The organism is Synechococcus sp. R6-7, assembly GCF_047461695.1.
In the GTDB taxonomy this organism is placed as follows: domain Bacteria; phylum Cyanobacteriota; class Cyanobacteriia; order Thermostichales; family Thermostichaceae; genus Thermostichus.
This window is the reverse complement of record NZ_JANSHS010000426.1, coordinates 1-878: the sequence shown is the minus strand read 5'-3', so window position 1 is coordinate 878 and position 878 is coordinate 1. Positions and strand designations below refer to the sequence as shown.

Below are 878 nucleotides of genomic sequence, written 5' to 3'. Positions count from 1 at the left end.
TGCGAAGCAGTCAGGGTCGGGTAGTTTACCCTCACCTGATATGAAAGCTCAGCTTCCGGTGACGATTTTGACAGGTTTTTTGGGCAGTGGCAAAACCACGCTGCTCAAGCGCATCTTGGAAGAGGAGCATGGGTTGCGCATTGGGGTTATCCTCAACGAGTTTGGCGAGATTTCCATCGATGGCGAGTTGGTCAACATGCCCGAGGGGGGGCTGATGCAGCTCAACAATGGTTGCCTCTGCTGCACGGTGCGAGAGGATTTTGAACGGGCGGCCCGCCAGCTGCTCCAGCATGCCCAGGCGTTGGACTATCTGGTGGTGGAAACCAGCGGCGTGGCGGATCCCAGGCAGGTGACCGAGCTATTTGTGCAGAGGGTCTTTCATGAGGAGTTGCGCCTGGATGGCGTGGTGACCTTGGTTGACGGTGCCGAATACTGGCGCAATTTCCAGCGCTCGCAAACCGCCGCCCACCAGATCGGCAGCGCTGACATTTTGTTGCTCAATAAGGTGGATTTGATCGACGAAGCCGAACGAGAGCGGATCCTTCTGGATCTGCGCCGCTACAACCCCGCTGCCCCTTGCCTGCTCACCACCCATGCCCAGGTGCCTCTGGCCCGCATCTTGGATGTGCATGCCTTCCGCCCAGAATTGTGGGATCCCAGGCTCCCCAATGCAGAGACTGAGGCCCACCCCAGCCATCACCTCGAGGAAGACGGGATCCAATCGGTGAGCTTTCAACTGCAGCAGCCGCTGGATTTGGCGGCTTTTCGCGATTGGCTACAAGACATGCCCGAGACCCTTTTTCGCGCCAAGGGGGTGCTGTGGGTTGTGGATGAGCCGCAGCGGGTTATCTTTCATCAGGTGGGCCAGCGGCAAACCC

At 58.8% G+C, this 878-nt stretch carries 1 protein-coding gene; it reads left to right on the top strand.

Going from position 1 to position 878, the window contains the following annotated elements; all coding sequences use genetic code 11:
• Positions 1-40 precede the first annotated feature (40 nt).
• A partial coding sequence (locus NW815_RS12155) for a CobW family GTP-binding protein (RefSeq protein ID WP_414416066.1) occupies positions 41-878 on the top strand: 838 nt, incomplete at its 3' end.